Origin of the sequence: Paenalcaligenes hominis (assembly GCF_011927625.1) — a bacterium.
Lineage (GTDB): Bacteria > Pseudomonadota > Gammaproteobacteria > Burkholderiales > Burkholderiaceae_B > Paenalcaligenes > Paenalcaligenes hominis.
Genome location: NZ_JAATIZ010000002.1, coordinates 1 through 16,121, shown reverse-complemented (window position 1 = coordinate 16,121; position 16,121 = coordinate 1). Strand labels below are relative to the sequence as shown.

Annotated in this window: 16 protein-coding genes and 3 pseudogenes; 5 read left to right on the top strand and 14 right to left on the bottom strand. The window is 46.9% G+C overall.

Annotated features, from left to right (window positions below):
• Positions 1 to 47: 47 nt before the first annotated feature.
• Complete coding sequence (locus GGR41_RS04120; RefSeq protein ID WP_167660800.1) at positions 48 to 1,139, top strand: MbcA/ParS/Xre antitoxin family protein; 1,092 nt, start codon at positions 48 to 50, stop codon at positions 1,137 to 1,139.
• Positions 1,140 to 1,210: 71 nt separating this feature from the next.
• Here GGR41_RS04120 and GGR41_RS13030 read toward each other — a convergent pair whose 3' ends face one another.
• The 4 genes and pseudogenes from GGR41_RS13030 to GGR41_RS04100 form a co-directional block, all read right to left on the bottom strand.
• On the bottom strand, positions 1,211 to 1,384 hold the full coding sequence (locus GGR41_RS13030; protein WP_209279746.1) for a Mov34/MPN/PAD-1 family protein: 174 nt from the start codon (positions 1,382 to 1,384) through the stop codon (positions 1,211 to 1,213).
• Between the two features lie 202 nt (positions 1,385 to 1,586).
• Positions 1,587 to 1,973 (bottom strand): annotated as a pseudogene (locus GGR41_RS13025) (recombination directionality factor); the annotation flags it as partial.
• A gap of 39 nt (positions 1,974 to 2,012) precedes the next feature.
• Positions 2,013 to 2,258, bottom strand: a pseudogene (locus GGR41_RS04105) (lambda-exonuclease family protein); the annotation flags it as partial.
• Between the two features lie 11 nt (positions 2,259 to 2,269).
• Positions 2,270 to 2,542: a hypothetical protein gene (locus GGR41_RS04100; RefSeq protein ID WP_167660799.1), complete on the bottom strand. Its 273-nt coding sequence runs from the start codon at positions 2,540 to 2,542 to the stop codon at positions 2,270 to 2,272.
• Positions 2,543 to 2,806: 264 nt separating this feature from the next.
• Between GGR41_RS04100 and GGR41_RS04095 the strand changes: the two genes are divergently transcribed.
• The gene (locus GGR41_RS04095) at positions 2,807 to 3,805 is read left to right on the top strand and encodes an AAA family ATPase (protein ID WP_167660798.1); all 999 of its coding nucleotides are present in this window, start codon (positions 2,807 to 2,809) and stop codon (positions 3,803 to 3,805) included.
• A gap of 22 nt (positions 3,806 to 3,827) precedes the next feature.
• On the top strand, positions 3,828 to 6,329 hold the full coding sequence (locus GGR41_RS04090) for a S8 family peptidase (protein ID WP_229711070.1): 2,502 nt from the start codon (positions 3,828 to 3,830) through the stop codon (positions 6,327 to 6,329).
• Positions 6,330 to 6,342: 13 nt separating this feature from the next.
• On the opposite strand, the gene GGR41_RS04085 is transcribed toward GGR41_RS04090, so the two are convergent.
• From GGR41_RS04085 to GGR41_RS04045, 9 genes are all read right to left on the bottom strand, one after another.
• Positions 6,343 to 7,608: a tyrosine-type recombinase/integrase gene (locus tag GGR41_RS04085; protein WP_209279744.1), complete on the bottom strand. Its 1,266-nt coding sequence runs from the start codon at positions 7,606 to 7,608 to the stop codon at positions 6,343 to 6,345.
• A 120-nt stretch (positions 7,609 to 7,728) separates the two neighbouring features.
• Positions 7,729 to 8,370 (bottom strand): urease accessory protein UreG, encoded by a 642-nt coding sequence (ureG, locus tag GGR41_RS04080; protein WP_167660797.1) that lies wholly within the window; start codon positions 8,368 to 8,370, stop codon positions 7,729 to 7,731.
• An 18-nt stretch (positions 8,371 to 8,388) separates the two neighbouring features.
• Positions 8,389 to 9,102 carry an urease accessory protein UreF gene (locus GGR41_RS04075; RefSeq protein ID WP_167660796.1) on the bottom strand — a complete coding sequence of 238 codons (714 nt, stop codon included), beginning with the start codon at positions 9,100 to 9,102 and terminating at the stop codon, positions 8,389 to 8,391.
• Entirely contained in the window at positions 9,099 to 9,767 is a 669-nt protein-coding gene (gene ureE, locus GGR41_RS04070) for an urease accessory protein UreE (protein ID WP_167660795.1), read from the bottom strand. The genes GGR41_RS04075 and ureE overlap by 4 nt, the downstream gene beginning before the upstream one ends.
• A 2-nt stretch (positions 9,768 to 9,769) precedes the next feature.
• Entirely contained in the window at positions 9,770 to 11,485 is a 1,716-nt protein-coding gene (ureC, locus tag GGR41_RS04065) for an urease subunit alpha (RefSeq protein ID WP_167660794.1), read from the bottom strand.
• On the bottom strand, positions 11,482 to 11,790 hold the full coding sequence (locus tag GGR41_RS04060) for an urease subunit beta (RefSeq protein WP_167661240.1): 309 nt from the start codon (positions 11,788 to 11,790) through the stop codon (positions 11,482 to 11,484). Before GGR41_RS04060 ends, ureC begins: the two co-directional genes overlap by 4 nt.
• 13 nt (positions 11,791 to 11,803) lie before the next feature.
• On the bottom strand, positions 11,804 to 12,418 hold the full coding sequence (locus GGR41_RS04055) for a HupE/UreJ family protein (protein WP_167660793.1): 615 nt from the start codon (positions 12,416 to 12,418) through the stop codon (positions 11,804 to 11,806).
• 32 nt (positions 12,419 to 12,450) lie between these two features.
• Positions 12,451 to 12,753, bottom strand: a complete 303-nt coding sequence (locus GGR41_RS04050) for an urease subunit gamma (RefSeq protein WP_077734751.1) — start codon at positions 12,751 to 12,753, stop codon at positions 12,451 to 12,453.
• Positions 12,754 to 12,813: 60 nt separating this feature from the next.
• A complete protein-coding gene (locus GGR41_RS04045) occupies positions 12,814 to 13,668 on the bottom strand; it encodes an urease accessory protein UreD (protein WP_167660792.1) in 855 nt (284 codons plus the stop codon).
• 465 nt (positions 13,669 to 14,133) lie between these two features.
• Between GGR41_RS04045 and GGR41_RS04040 the strand changes: the two genes are divergently transcribed.
• On the top strand, positions 14,134 to 15,129 hold the full coding sequence (locus GGR41_RS04040; protein WP_167660791.1) for a glutathione S-transferase family protein: 996 nt from the start codon (positions 14,134 to 14,136) through the stop codon (positions 15,127 to 15,129).
• 139 nt (positions 15,130 to 15,268) lie between these two features.
• Here GGR41_RS04040 and tnpA read toward each other — a convergent pair.
• Positions 15,269 to 15,478 (bottom strand): annotated as a pseudogene (tnpA, locus tag GGR41_RS04035) (IS200/IS605 family transposase); the annotation flags it as partial.
• Between the two features lie 21 nt (positions 15,479 to 15,499).
• On the opposite strand from tnpA, the gene GGR41_RS04030 reads away from it, so the two are divergent.
• Positions 15,500 to 16,121: RNA-guided endonuclease InsQ/TnpB family protein (locus GGR41_RS04030; RefSeq protein WP_167660790.1), on the top strand; the 622-nt coding region annotated here is incomplete at its 3' end.

The following is a 16,121-nucleotide window of genomic DNA, read 5'->3' as shown; positions in this document are numbered from 1 at the left end:
CGATTAAAAGCTGCTTATCTTTTTCTGATATTTATAGGGGGGTGAGAATGGGGTGTAATGCGTGGAATCATTCACCAGATTGCGATTGCGGGTGGGGAGGGGTTTGGCATGGGTCTACTAATAGAGGGAGTTGGCTTTTTAATAAGACAGCAAAACGCGAGCTAGGGTATCAAGAGGCTACAGTAGAGTCTGTTGCTGGTGGTTATACGAATCCCAATGCCTTTTGTCCTGTGTGCGGAGATGCTGTTTATTTTTATGAGTCTCCCTATGGGGGAAGAATTTTTTTTGATGAGCTCGGTCCTCCATGGCCCAAGCATCCCTGCACTTATCACGGGGCACTGAAAGAAAGCAATGAGGGCATCTTATGGCATAAGAATGGGTGGGGATCCTTGTCCGCAGTATCTATTACTAGTAGTCAAGCCGATAAAACGCTTTATTCAATAAAAGGTAAGCATGATGGTACTTCCCATCAGCTCTATTTTTTGTCACATAAGCCAGTTATGGCAGATATAGTGCGCTATAAAAATACAGATCAGCCAGATACTTTTTTAGTATCTATCCTTTTTTATGATCCGCCACTTAATAGTTGGACTATCGTTAATATAAAAGCGTATGTGAGTAAGGAAGCTGCGTTAAGTGAGGGCGTTTTTGCAAGTTTCCAGCAAACATCTATAAGTCAAAAAAAAGAACCCGTCTATCAGTCTCCCGCTCTTAATGAAGAAAATATAGCGAAGAAGGGGGCTGAACCAAATCTTAAAGCGAAGATTTTTAAATGTAACTGGTGCTCTTATAAAGGAGCTAGTTTACTTGCTCTAGCTCGGCACTTATCAGATAAGCATGGATTTATTGCTTTGGGTACAGCTGAAAATATGACAGGGGCTTTTCTTATTCCAAAGGAGGTTTCCTCAAATAAAGATAAGATTGAGCAAAAAGAATTTTTAGAAACTGAACGTTTAAATCAGATTGAGCAGGCCGCAACAAGTTTATTCAAAGGTGACAGATTTAAGGCTTCTGAATGGATGCACACTCCAAATAAGTATATTTCAATGTTGCGGCCAGCTTCTAGGGTTAAAAATGCTCGTCAGTTAAACGTTGTTTTAAGCTTAATTGAAAGACTGCGGGCAGGAGAGCTTGATTAGAAATAGTTTAGCTGTTACTAGCAGTAGCCAGACAGCCAAGGCAAATCTTCATTGTTTACTTATATAACGTTCTAAATAGCGCCGCTCTCAGCCAACGACTCACCCCCCTTAGCCCCGACCACAATGTGATCCAGCACCCTCACATCCACCAACGCTAACGCCTTATGCTTAGCATCCAACAAGAGTACGGCAAACACTTCGTGCTCGTAGTCTTGTAGTAATTTTTGACGGCTTGAGGGCTGCAAATGCTACGGCCTTTGCTTAAACGCTTTCTAGAGAGTTGATTAGCTATCGTGAGAATGTCCGCCTCGGATAAGACGGTGGACTCCATCAAGTAAAGACCGGACTCAGAACACACTTTCATTTTGTGATAACGCATAATGGTTTCCTTTAGACGTAAAAAAGCCACCCGTTCAGGTGGCTTGTATGCTGTGTAAATAAGAGGGATTAAGCGCTAGCTCGTTGGTCTAGCTTTTCTACTAGAGAGTGAGAAGTAGAAGGGATGTTAGACGCTTGGGTCTCTGGATAAAACTCTTCAATGACTTCCATTGCATCGTCTTCATTATCCTCAAATGCGCCATTGGCAAAACCTAATCTAGCCGCTCGATCTAAAGCGACTTGATCGTAGCCTGCACTCAGGCGTTGTTGGTGTAAGGCTTTGGCTTGTTGAATAGCCTCTTCAAGGCTCAGTCCATCTCGCACTGTCATGTCCACGTAGTAGATCGCTGACTTAAAGCTTTGAGTGGTGCTCTTGCCTCGTAACTTGAGCTCTAATGGTATGCACGCCAATAACCCACCGGATACTGCATGGTAATAATGCAGTCGAGCGATTAACGCCTCGTCTCTGTGAATGCGGTGAATCTGTAAATCCTAACCACAGATAAAGACCGCCACACCCGCTGCCTGTTTACCTGTGACAGCTAGGTGATGCTGTACTTGAATTTGCACGTACTCCGGTACACCGTCACGCCAAAGCCGTGCACCGTATTCACCTGCTGTCTTGCACTCAAGAATATCCACCTCTTTTGTACCAAGAACTTCACGGTCAATGTTAGCAAGCATCCAAGGGAGCTCAAGATGCTGTAGCACCGCATTAATACGGCGTACCCGATGTCCGGTATGGGTTTGATCTAACGCATCCCAAAGGCTGCACCTGCCGCACAACCCGCGACGCCACCGACTAAGCCACCCACAATGGCGCTTAGGATGGTTTGAGGGGATAGGGTTTTGTCTGAGAAGTGTTGCACGGCAAAGGAAGCGCCGGTAGCCGCTCCACTGGCGGCACTACCTAGCGCAGAGCCAAAACCAGCAACAGCGCCGATACTAGCGCCCACCTTACGGCCTGTGTGTTTAGTTAAGACCCGTTTAGAAAAACAACGTGGGCATTGAAGTGAAGAGGACATGAGGATTTCCTTAACGAAAACAAAAAGGCAGAGTTCATGCTCTGCCGGATTCATTAAGGTGATATATCAATGAAAAAATTTGGATTGCAAAAATAGTTGGGTGCTTGTTTTTGGTGAGAGGGTGTAGTTAATGAGTTGGGTTATGCAAAGGAGGTCTGTATAAGAACTGCTACAAAAATAACGTTAATAGCGGTCTTTTGCCTCTTCTTTAGGGTAAGTAAAGCTTCTAGGCTATAATTTTATTTCTACATGGAGGTGAGTCTAATGGCCAATGCAAGTCAACTTAAAGCCCTGTTCCAGTCGCATCTGGAGGGGGATGATGCGCGCTTTTACTCCGTGGCTATGCAGGTTGCGGCTAATGAAGCCAAACAGGGACATGGCAGACTTGCCGAGGAGTTGCGTGATTTACTTGATCGAGCGAAAGCGCGACATTTAATTACACCGAAGAAGAAAGTTCTCCCCATTAGTAGGCCACGAGGTGAGTTAGCTGATTTACTAACAGTTAGTTATCCAAAGTCTCGACTTGTAGATATGGTATTAAGTACCGAGCTTGAGTTGCAGCTGAAGCGCATTATTCTTGAGCAGCGTCATGCAGCAGAGATTTTATCCCATGGTTTACAGCCTCGACGAAAGCTATTGTTAGTTGGGCCTCCAGGAACAGGTAAGACGATGACGGCTTCTGTTCTGGCTAGTGAGCTTGGGCTGCCACTACTTGAGGTTCGTTTGGATGGTTTAATCACGAAATTTATGGGTGAGACGGCGGCTAAACTTCGTCAAATTTTTGAATCGACACAACAGACTAGGGGCGTTTATTTCTTCGATGAGTTTGATGCGATCGGGTCACAACGTGGGCTAGCTAATGATGTTGGCGAGGTTAGGCGTATTTTGAATAGTTTCTTGCAAATGATTGAGCAAGATGACTCTCATAGCCTAATTATTGGTGCTACTAATCATCCTGAGATTTTGGATCCAGCCCTTTTTCGACGCTTTGATGATTTGCTGCATTATGAACTACCTGATGAAGAGAGTATTGCCAATACCCTAAAAGGGAGACTCTCACATATATCTATTAAAAATATCTCATGGAAGCGTTTGGCAAAAAAAGCTTCAGGGCTTAGCTATGCGGAATTAACTAGGGCTTCAGATGAGGTATTAAAAACAGCGTTAATGGAGGGTAGAGACTTAGTTCGGGAGAAGGATGTCAGTCTTGCGATAGAAGAGAGACGAAGACTTGCGGTGCGCTTGAGTTATAAAAATAATTAAATAAGGAGGAGTCGTGACAGAGATGAGTCAAGAAAAACGTCTACATTTTATTTTATCTAATACAGGCATCGCAGAAGAGTTCGCTATGCCTTCTAGAGCTATAGGGGAGAATATTCAGGCGTTTACTCCTAATCGAAAAAGTCATGGCGCTCATTTATTAAAGCAGGTACAGCAGTTAAAAGAAACGCTTTCAGAAAGCGCTCAACAACAGAAAGAAGCTAGGGTTGAGGAAGGATTGGGGTTGCAGATTGAGTTTGAAAGTTTTTCAGAGGTAAGTCTTGCTGTCGAGTCCTTAGATAAAGATAGGTCAGGTATTGAGTTGCGAAATGTTCGCTTTGATGGTGAAGGGAAGACTTTTGCTACTGTTTTTGTACCAGATGGAAAGCTTGATATCTTTGAAAAACAGATTAACTCTTATTTGGATAGTAGTAAGGATAGTAAAAAAGGCCCTAAATATAGCAACTTATTGAACACGATAAAAGATATACGAGCTGCTACTGTAAAAGCCTTATGGACTGATGTGTCGGACTTGATGCCAGCATTAGATGATGAGGAGATTTGGTGGGAAGTATGGTTGCCTAGAAAGAGTGATGGCTACGATATAGTTCAAAGGTTTCGTGAGACAGCAGAAAGATTAGGGTTTAAGGTAGTTAAGGGTGAGTTAAGGTTTCCTGAGCGAGTTGTGTTACAGATGTATGGCTCTTTAAGTCAGATGAAGAGCTCGACCTTAATACTTAATAGTATTGCGGAACTACGTATAGCAAAGGAAACGGCTGAATTTTTTGACTCGATTGCGCCTAGGGAACAACATGGATGGGTAGAAGAGTTAAGTTCCCGCTTAAAAGTTACTCTGGAAGAGGATGATGTCCCTTATGTTTGTTTACTTGATACAGGTGTTAACAATGGCCATCCACTTTTGAAGTCGTTGCTAGCCCCTAATGACTTACACACAGTAGAGCCGAGCTGGGGGGTTAATGATCAAAATGGGCATGGCACTAGCATGGCTGGGGTTGCGTTATTTGGTGATCTAAGCGCAGCATTAGCAACAGATGAGTCTATTGTAATAGGGCATCGCTTAGAGTCCGTTAAGCTTCTTCCGACTGTGGGGTCGAATGGGAATGATGCTGTACATCATGGTTATTTAACGCTAGAGGCAGTATCAAGGCCTAGAATTACAGCACCTAATCGTAAGCGCTTATTTAGCATGGCTGTAACTGCTAGGGATAATCGTGACCGAGGTCGGCCTTCAGCATGGTCAGCAAGTATAGACCGATTAGTGTTTGGTGGTGGTGAGTTGGATTTCCCCCAAAGTCTATTCATCATTTCTGCTGGAAATATAGAAGACCAAAATGCTTGGTTGGAATATCCAGCAAGCAATGAAACAGATAGTGTCCATGATCCTGCTCAGGCTTGGAATGCTTTGACGGTAGGCGCTATGACAGATTTAGTGGCGATCACAGAGCCGGATGCTAAGGGGTATCAGCCTATTGCGCCAGAGGGTGGGTTAAGTCCATTTAGCACAACCTCTCAAACTTGGGTTTCACATTGGCCCTTAAAGCCAGATGTTGTATTTGAGGGGGGAAATGCAGCTAAAGATAGCTTGAGTGCATCATGGTTCCCCTCTCTTAGTTTATTAACCACTCATTCTGAGATTAATAAACGGCTTTTTTCAACGGCGAATGCAACTAGCGCGGCAACATCAGCCGCTGCGCGAATGGCAGCGCAGATAATGGCTCATTATTCTCAGCTTTGGCCAGAAACAGTTCGTGGCTTGATCGTTCATTCTGCTGAATGGACTCCAACTATGAAAGCAGAGTTTTTAAGTGATAGAGGACAGCCAAGTAAAGCGAGTGTTACTCGGCTAATACGTCATTGTGGATTTGGTGTGCCCAGCCTTGAACGGGCTCTATGGAGTTTGAGTAACTCATTGACTTTGATATGTGAAGACTCTTTGTATCCTTTTAAACGTGAAGGTAGTAAAGAACCAACGTATAACGAGATGAATCTTCATGCCTTACCTTGGCCTCTCGAGGAGTTGCAGTCTTTGGGCTCAGCTGAGGTGGAAATGAGAGTGACTCTTTCCTATTTCATCGAGCCTAATCCGTCAGCTCGTGGTGTTACCTCACGTTATCGTTACGAGTCACATGGATTGAGGTTTGATGTGAAACGCCCTGTGGAAAGTGAAAGCTCTTTTCGATCTCGTATTAATAGAAAAGCACGAGACAACGAAGAGTACTTTTCTAGTAGAGATAGTGATAGTGCTTGGCTGGTCGGTCCTTCGGGAAGGCATAGAGGGTCAATACATTCTGATATTTGGAAAGGAACTGCTGCTGATTTAGCTAGTCGAGGTGCAATTGCTATTTATCCGTCTTCAGGCTGGTGGAAAAGCAGACCTAGGCTTGAGCGGTATGATCAGTCGGTACGTTATTCGCTGATTGTTTCAATTAGAGTGCCTGAAGTAGACGTTGACTTGTACACTCCAATCGAAAATCAAATCTCTACACCAATAGCTATAAATGGTTAATAGGAAGTCTTTATTATCTTCCTAAGCTAGCCAAAAAACTTCTCTTTAGGTCGAGATCAGTATTTTTATCAGCTTTTGAGACGCTGCACACAAAGTCACACCAGTCTTGCATCATCGGTCGTCTTTGCTCTAATAAATCTGTGCGGTGATAGGCAGCCTCGACCTTGTTTTGTACTGTGTGAGCTAAAGCTCGTTCTGCTAAGTCTCTAGCATAGCCGTGTTCACTACACCAATCTCTAAAGCTGGATCTAAATCCGTGAGCGGTAGCTGGGCGGTCTTTAGTTGTACTAGGAGCGTCAACATCACGTAAGTATTTGGTAAGAGCCATATCTGATAACTCTTTACCAGCTCTCGGTGAAGGAAAGATAAGTTCTGGGTGTAGCCCCCTTTGATTGTGCAAGATCTCTACTGCTCGGCTGTTTAGAGGAACACGGTGAGGTGTTTTCATTTTCATACGCTCGGCAGGTATTTCCCAGACCTGATTCTCCCAGTCTATTTCAGTCCATCTAGCGCCTCTAGCTTCCCCTGACCGGCAAGCCGTTAAGATGACAAACTCTAAGAGCGAACGGGTGACGTTACTTTTGTCTTTTATGGTGACGTGGATTTGAACAAACTTTGGAATCTCTCGCCAGTCCATTGCTAGATGGTGCTCAGTGCTTGTGCTTTTGCTGGGCTGTGGGGGAAGTAGGGAGTCTACGACATCAGCAGGGTTTGAAATGCAAAACCCATGTGCCCATCCCCATTTTAAGACGGCATGAATGCGCTGTTTAACTCGTCTCGCTGTTTCTGGTTTATCGAGCCATATAGGACGTAGTGCGGTGGCGATGTGTCGTGGCTCTATGGCATCGAGTTTTAGATTGCCTAGTGTTGGGAAAGCATAGTCTTTGAGAGTGTTGATCCATTGGTTGATATGCTTGCTGTGTTTCCAAGCAGGGCTTTGTTCTTTGTGAACAGTGTATGCGGCAGACTCAAAGGTGGGTGTTTGCTGTATTTCTTGGATTTTTTTCTTTTCTTCTAGTGGGTCAAGGCCTTGTTGGATTTGCTCCTGCATTTCTAGAGCAAGTTTAGCTGCTTGAGCAATACTGACAGCGGGATAAGTTCCGAGTCCTGCATTGCGGCGTTTTTGAGTAACTGGGCTTGTGTAACGTAACACCCATTTTCCTGATCCATTAGTTGAGCTTGGATGTAGGGTGAGTTCTTTTACGCTACCGTACGCTACAGGCTTGCTGCCTGCTTTTATGTTTCGTTCTTTGGTCTCGGTTAGGGTAGCTATGATCATTTGTATTGAGTCATCGAAGGCTTTCCTAAACAATAAAAAAGCACTGCGTATGCAGTGCTGGGTTTACTTTGCCATCCTTTCCGTCCTAAACGACGAGGCTTTACGCGCATTTTGGTAAGGCTAGCTACGGAAAAGTCCTTCTTTTTTAAGAAAATTCACCACTTCTGCTACGCCTTCGCCGTTTTTTAAATTACACATAAAAAAAGGTTTACCATTGCGCATATGCTGCGTGTCGGATTCCATAATGGAAAGGTTGGCCCCCACATAGGGTGCTAGATCTGTTTTGTTAATAATAAAAAGATCAGATTTGGTAATGCCTGGGCCCCCTTTGCGAGGGATTTTTTCACCGCTGGCAACGTCAATCACGTAGATGGTTAAATCAGACAGCTCGGGGCTAAACGTCGCAGCCAGGTTATCGCCGCCCGACTCAATAAACACAATATCCGCATTTGGAAACTTCTCGAGCATTTGATCAATTGCTGTGAGATTAATGGAAGCGTCCTCACGAATAGCGGTGTGGGGGCAGCCGCCTGTTTCCACACCTAAGATCCGTTCTGCCGGCAGTGCACCAGAAAGAGTCAGTAGGCGTTGGTCTTCTTTGGTGTAGATGTCGTTGGTGATGGCAATTAAGTCTAATTCGGGATGCATGGCTTTACATAGCATCTCGAGTAGGGTGGTTTTACCTGAACCGACAGGGCCGCCTACGCCAACGCGTAGTGGAGGCAGTGATTTACTGCGTAAGGGAACAGAGTTTTTATGCATAGTATGCGTCGATAAAAATTAAGAACGAAATAAGCGTGAAAACTGGGTTTCATGCCTAGAGGCCACAATGGCATACTGCGGCGCAAACGCATTAAGTTGCGGTGGTGATGCAGCGCTGCATGCAATGGCTTCTTGTTGAATGGCTGGTATGTGTTGCATGACCTGCCTAAGAATGCGTTGACCAGCAAGTTGACCTAGCGGCACGCTTTTAATGGCAGCGGCGACTTGGTTTTCTAACCAAGTAAATAAATACGCACTGAGCGCCACCTCTAGAGGTAAGCATGCGCTAACGCAGACAAATGCATGCACGCAGGGTAAGGTCAATGGGTCAAGCTGGCTAAGTTGCGCTACTGCTGGGGCCTGACCCCAATTAAGCGCTTGCACGAGTTTATACAGGGATAAGCCCATTTGCTTGGTTTCTTGGCGTAGCTCTTGGGATTCGCGTGACGCATAAAACCATTGATTCCATTCATCTAATGCGGGCCAATCCTGAGCTTGCCAAGCCTGATACATGAGGCACCAAAGCGGTGCTTCGGTGCGTGCTATTACCATTTGCAATTGTTGCTCAATCCAGTGCAGCGCAGTTGGCTCATCGTGAATAAGCTGTAACTCAACCGCGGCCTCGAGCCCTTGTGAGTAGCTGAACCCACCTATCGGCAAGGCCGGTGAGGACAGGTGCAGCAAACGGGTGATTTGGTAAGGGTCAAGAGCTAAAGCACGGGCAGAGTTCATGGGGTCTTGTCCTGCGCCCCATCAAGCGAAGTGGAATCATGCATAGGGTGAGTGTGTCCCTCGTGATGATGCGGGTGAAAATGTGCATGGTTATGACTATGGCTATGGCTATGGCTATGGCTATGAGTAGAGTCGTGATCATGCGTTGCTTCATGGTGATGGAAAGCGGCTTGGGCTAACGCATAATCCTCGTCAAAGCTTTCATCGTGACCATGACGGTGCCCTCCGCCATAAGCCCCCACATCTGGCTCAAAAATTGCCGCTACAGTTTCTATGGTGAGGTCGCCAATTTGCTCTAGCATATCTATCAGTACGGGATCGTATTCAAATTGCAAAAAGCCGTCGCCAATTTCTAAAAGAATATGACGATTGCCTAAGTGATACGCCGCCCGTGCAAGTTGCCACGGTGAAGCGGCTCTGACGCGCACGACCTGTTCTAAGGCGGCTAGAACCCGAATATATTGATTTTGATCGGTGACCAACACATCGTGATGACGTAAGGTTTGACCACGTTCAATGGCCATGCCTATGTCGGTGCCATTGTCTAGCTGTAAACGCTGGCGACTGCGTCTACGCTGCGCTAAGCTAAGGGTCACGGTGGGGCAGCCGTCTAAATGAAGGTCGGCGGCGGCGTTATTTCGTATAAAAGTATCAGCTATTTGCATAATTAAAATAAAAAATACCGTTGTGCCATAGGAAGCTCACTGACTGCCTCACAATCAAGTAATTCGCCATCGGCGTAAACCTGATAGGTTTCTGGGTCAACAGAGATAGTGGGTAACCAATGGTTGCGCACCATATCGTGCTTAGTCACGGTTCTACAGCCTTTCACTGCTTCAAGGCGTTTTGTTAACCCTAAGCCGATTAGGTCAGGATTGCTGAGGCTTAATTGGGACACAAAGTTAATAGAGGTATGGAGCGCTTTACCGTAGCTGCCCCACATAGGGCGGATTTGCACGGGTTGAGGCGTAGAAATGGAAGCCCCCATATCGCCAATGCTGGCGCACACTACCATGCCGCTTTTTAAGACCATGTTGGTTTTGACACCAAAAAAAGCGGGGCGCCACAGCACTAAATCAGCCACTTTGCCTACTTCAATGGATCCGACCAAGTGGGCAATCCCATGCGCTAAAGCGGGGTTAATGGTGTATTTGGCAATATAGCGCTTGATCCGTTCGTTATCGGCACGTTCAGAGTCTTCAGCTAAAGGGCCGCGTTGCAGTTTCATTTTGTGAGCCGTTTGCCAAGTACGGAGCACCACTTCGCCGACGCGCCCCATGGCTTGAGAGTCTGAGCTCATAATGGAAATGGCGCCTAAGTCATGCAGAATGTCTTCGGCCGCAATGGTCTCACGACGAATACGGCTTTCGGCAAAAGCCAGGTCTTCTGCAATAGCAGGGTCAAGGTGGTGACACACCATCACCATATCTAAGTGTTCATCAATGGTGTTGTGTGTAAAGGGTAGGGTGGGGTTAGTGGATGCCGGTAAAACATTAGCCATCCCTGCTGCACGAATAATGTCAGGTGCGTGTCCGCCACCTGCTCCTTCTGTGTGAAACGAGTGAATCGTGCGTCCTTTGAACGCGGCAAAGGTGTCTTCCGCAAAACCCGATTCATTCAACGTGTCACTATGGATAGCCACTTGGACATCGGTCTCATCGGCTAAGGTCAAACACGCATCAATGGTGGCAGGGGTGCTGGCCCAGTCCTCGTGAATTTTTAAACCCATAGCACCCGCACGCACTTGTTCAAGCAGCGCATCGTGGGAACTAGAGCTGCCTTTGCCTAATAGACCAATATTAATTGGGAAGGCGTCTAAGGCCTGGAACATGGTAGCGATATGCCATGGCCCGGGGGTGCTGGTAGTGGCTAACGAGCCCGTAGCCGGCCCCGTGCCCCCGCCAATCATTGTGGTGGTACCAGTGGCTAAGGCTTCTTCGACTTGTTGCGGGCAAATAAAGTGAATGTGGGTATCAATAGCGCCAGCTGTTAGGATCATGCCCTCGCCGGCAATGACTTCGGTAGAGGCGCCAATAACAATGGTCACGTTAGGCTGGGTATCTGGGTTGCCTGCTTTACCAATGCCTGCAATCAAACCATTTTTGATGCCTACATCCGCTTTGATGATGCCTGTGATGGCGTCGATAATTAGCGCATTAGTAATAACCGTGTCCACACAATCAGCGCTTAAACGCTGACTTTGGCCCATACCATCACGGATCACTTTACCACCACCGAACTTAACTTCTTCACCAAAAACAGTGTGATCGTGTTCTACCTCTGCCAAAAGAAGCGTATCAGCAAGTCGAATGCGATCCCCTTTACCATCGGCGTAAGTCGGGCCATAAATCTCAGTGTAGGCGGTACGAGAGAGTGAGCTCATGCGAGTTTCCCCATAACTTTACCTTGGAACCCATAGACTTCACGGTCGCCTGCAAAAGCGACCAACTCAATGGTGCGGCGTACGCCCGGTTCAAAACGAATCGCGTTTCCCGCCGGGATATTTAATCTATAGCCAAGAGCCAAAGCGCGATCGAATTCGAGCGCATCATTGACCTCGGCAAAATGATAATGTGAGCCGACTTGCACAGGTCTGTCACCATTATTAATGACCGCAAGACGTTGGGTTTCACGCCCTGCATTAATGGTAATGGAGCCCGGCTCTGCAATAATTTCACCTGGAATCAACATGGCGCTATCCTTACGCCCCAACAAAAAGCAGTGCGCCATAACCTGCAATACCGGCACCAAGTAAACGAGACATCCATTTCCCGTGGGCTTTAAGCTTGAAGCCAGTGAATAGACCAAGTAAATGTAAGGCTAAGGTGCTGATAACAAAGCCCACAATAAAGGCGGTAGCGCCATGACCTTGGGGTAGCTCCATGCCGTGCGCTAAGCCATGAAATAAAGCAAATACCCCGACAAGAGCAAAACTATACTGACTCTTCATGGTGACTTGGCCTGCTACGAGTAAACCCAATACCAGTAAAGAAGACATAATCATGGGTTCTACTGCAGGTAAATGCACACCGGCCAGGCCTAATACTGCGCCCACGAGTAATAAGCTCACAAAAACAAAAGGCAGCATAATGGCTTCACGCACGGATTGATGTGTGAGTGCGCTCCAAATACCCACTGCTAACATGGCTAAAAGGTGATCTATGCCCGTTAATGGATGTTCTAAACCGTGGGTGAGCATATGCCAGGTATCGTGATCACCAATATGGCCGGGATGGGCATAAGCGCTGGTTGATAGAACCAACAACGTGGCGGCAAGCGCGGCGAGACTTTGTGTTTTTTTTGAATTGTTTTTCATAATAAGTACCTGTAGTTGTTTTGTTAAATTCGTTAAATAATCGGGTTATGCACCGTAATTAATTTGGTGCCATCAGGGAAAGTGGCTTCAACCTGAATGTTGGAAATCATCTCGGGAATGCCTTCCATGACGTCCTCGCGTCGTAGGATTTGGCTGCCTTCGCTCATTAGTTGAGCCACGGTCTTGCCGTCTCGAGCGCCCTCCATGATGGCCGCCGTAATCAACGCCACGGCTTCGGGGTAATTTAATTTCAAGCCCCGCGCACGGCGTCTTTCCGCTAACAGTGCGGCAGTAAAGATGAGTAATTTATCTCTCTCTCTTGGTGTTAATTCCATTTCATGCACTTCCTTAATAACAGGGGAATCATCGTGTTCCCCAACGAAAAGAAAAGGTAACTAGGTCGCCCAGAGCCTTAGGGGGGTACCGGGGGTATGCAGCACATGCTGACGCAACAGGGCCCACGCTTGTTCGAGCACCGCGCGAATGTCTTCCATATGAACGCCAATACAGCGCACCAAATAAAGCGCTTGATGGTCGTCATAGGGGATTACCGTAGACGCCGCTCGAAGCCCATCGTTCCACGGTAACTGTTGACTGAGTGTCTCGTAGTGCTGCGTAGCTAACGTAGGGCCAAAGCACCACAGCACAGCATGGGCTGGAAAATTAGCTAAACCCGAAGTGCTGCAGCGGATGGGGTCATCGGCTTGGATTAGGCCTTGATCTATCCATAGCCATTTACCATCGACTTTGAGCCGTGTTTCGGTTTGCATAGAGCCGTTATCCCAATAGTTGGGTTTATTGACGCGCCCAAGTTGAAACGCATCCCAACCTATTGCCGCTGCCCCGGATTCCAGTTCGATAACCGTACGCGAAGCAGCGTTGGCTTGTTCGAACACAATATTTTCTAGCGGTAGCCAATCAAGACGGCTTCCTTTTGCCACGCGAATATGAACGGTTTGTGAGGCTAGCTTGCCGTTGGACTTATACCAGCGGGTTGCGCCAGGAGCAAAAAGAGTGGCCTTCGCTTGATCGCTAAGAGTGACCTGAATAGAGAGATGATCCCCCCCAGCAATACCAGAGGGGGGATGAAGGATTGCCACATGGCAAATGTGTGGCCCTTCGGGATACAAGGTGCGCTGCACCAGTAGGGGCCCTTTATGTTCACGTAAATTAAGTACAGAACGCCCGTTTACGTCTAAGCCAAATTGTAAATTTAGGCTAGCGTACCAATGATCAACGAAGTTGGACATTAATCGTACTCACATACGCTGTTGATGCGTATCAAAAAACTAGGATGCGCTATTATTTACTATTTGCGACAGAAGGTCTATAGGTGTCCACCTGGTGATAATATTTTATTTGCTAGTTAAAAAGAGCGGGTGATTAATTCTTTTTTTTATGTTTTTTTCGTAGCAGTAAACGGGTGCTAACTAATTCATTTTTTTTAATAATGTTTGGTAAAAAGTGGGCAGGAATTGATAAGTAGAACGTTAGGAATAAAAAAATCAAGTCACAAACGATGGCAATTTTTTATTGCTTGGATTTCTCATAAATAAAGCTCACTTTTTGAAAGAAAAAGACAACGCTTTTTTTCACATCGTGGCTAGGATGGCAAAACATAAATGCTTAGTTACAGTAGGGGAAGTCTATAAATAGGTTAGAGCGCGTAATATAAGTAAGATCACACATTCAACGTTTTATTCCAGAGGTGGATTATGGGGTTATTAGTCGATGGGCAGTGGGTAGACGAGTGGTACGATACGCATTCAACCGGGGGGCGTTTTGTGCGCTCTGATGCGCAATTCAGAAATTGGATTACTGCAGACGGCGAGGCAGGCCCAAGTGGTCAGGCGGGGTTCAAAGCCGAAGTAGGACGCTATCATTTATATGTATCTTTAGCGTGTCCGTGGGCACACCGTACATTAGTGTTTAGGGCATTAAAGGGCTTGGAGCCATGTATTAGCGTATCGGTAGTTAACCCCCATATGGGCGAAGAGGGGTGGACCTTTAGCCCTGCCTCTGGGGTAACTAAAGACCCAGTATTAGACGCAAAGTATTTATATCAGCTCTATCAGCATGCCCAACCCGACTACACAGGTCGAGTGACGGTGCCATTATTGTGGGATCTTAAACAAAACATACCTGTCAGTAATGAGTCGTCAGAAATTTTACGCATGTTTAATTGCGCTTTTAATGAGCTAGGGGCAAAAGAAGGAAATTATTTTCCTGTTCAATACGGCGCGCAAATCGAGGAAATAAATGCTTTTGTATACCAATATATTAATAATGGTGTGTATAAAGTAGGTTTTGCTACCGAACAATCGGTGTATGAACAAGAGGTTGTCGCCCTGTTCGAGGCATTGGATGAACTCGAGGCGCGTTTAGCCAAGCAGCGCTATTTAATTGGCGAATACATCACCGAGGCCGACTGGCGCTTATTCACGACGCTAGTACGTTTTGATGACGTGTATTACAGTCATTTTAAATGTAATTTACGGCGTCTTATTGACTACCCTAATCTCTGGGCTTACACCCGAGAGCTTTACCAATGGCCCAGTATTGCTGCGACCATGAATAGGGATCACATCAAAGCCCATTATTTCACCAGTCACCCAACCATTAATCCGAACAAGATCATCCCGTTAGGGCCCGAGCTAGATTGGTCTGAACCACATCAACGCTCGCATTTAGCTGCCGCATTAGAGTGCTAAAGCTAAACGTACAAGTGACAATCTGCATGGCAACACGTACTGCTTAAAATCCGTACTATTGCTAGGTAGACTTGATCCAGTGCGCGGCAAACCTCGCCCTTCAGGGTGGGGAAGGATAGCGTGGGCGGCGTAGCCTTCCTTTGGGCGGATAGTTCACCAGCAGGTGAACATGGTCATCCTCGCCATCGAACTCAGACAGCTGCGCCGCGAAGTTGGCGAAGATGCCACGCAAGTCGTCCAGTATCACTTTGGTGAAGACGTTGCGCCAATACTTGGTGACAAAGACCAAGTGAACGTGCATCAGGAAAACGCAATGTCTGCCGTGGCGAATGTCGTTGTCGTTACTCATAGACCACACTATACTATTCACATGCAACGCATCCAAACCTTCAAATACGAACTTCGGCCAGACGGCCAGCAAGCGCGCCAAATGGCGCGTTTCGCTGGTTCCTGCCGTTTCGTCTATAACAAGGCGCTGGCGATGCAAAAGGCCAACCATGAAGCCGGCGGCAAGTTCATCGGCTACGTGGCAATGGCCAAGCACCTGACGGCCTGGCGCAATGGCGATGAAACGCCGTGGCTGGGCGATGCGCCCGTGCACCCTCTGCAACATGCGCTCAAGGACTTGGAGCGGGCCTACAAGAATTTTTTTGCCAAGCGGGCGGCCTTTCCACGCTTCAAGAGGAAAGGTCAGAGGGACAGCTTTCGTTATCCCGACGCCAAGCAAATCAAGCTCGATCAGGCCACCAGTCGCCTCTTCCTGCCCAAGCTGGGTTGGCTGCGGTATCGCAACAGTCGGGACGTATTGGGCACGGTGAAGAACGCTACCGTCAGCCAATCGGGCGGCAAGTGGTTCGTTTCGATCCAGACTGAACGGGAAGTGGAGCAGCCCATACTGCAAGCCACATCAGCAGTGGGTATTGACTTGGGGCTGGCCCGCTTCGCCACGATGAGCGATGGCAGTTACCTCGCCCCGCTATCGAGCTTCAAGA